Annotated in this window: 1 protein-coding gene; it reads left to right on the forward strand. The window is 66.8% G+C overall.

The window, feature by feature from the left end; genetic code table 11:
- Nucleotides 1-256: LysR family transcriptional regulator (locus SCA31_RS24405; protein WP_410699561.1), on the forward strand; the 256-nt coding region annotated here is incomplete at both ends.

The raw sequence follows: 256 nt of genomic DNA on the forward strand, positions 1-256 counted from the left end.
GGGATTTCTACCGCACCTTTCTAACCGTGCTCCGCCACGGATCGCTCTCGGCTGCCGCCCGCGAACTCGGCCTGACACAGCCAACCGTCGGCCGCCATATCGACGCGCTGGAGCAGGCTGTCGGCACGCAGCTGTTTACCCGCTCGCAGAGCGGATTGCTGCCGACCGAGGCCGCCCGCGCATTGGCACCCTTCGCCGAGACCATGGCGTCAAGCTCGTCGGCGCTATTGCGGGCCGCATCAGGTCACCGTAACAG

Source organism: Chryseobacterium sp. SIMBA_028 (genome assembly GCF_046535285.1).
Lineage (GTDB): Bacteria > Bacteroidota > Bacteroidia > Flavobacteriales > Weeksellaceae > Chryseobacterium.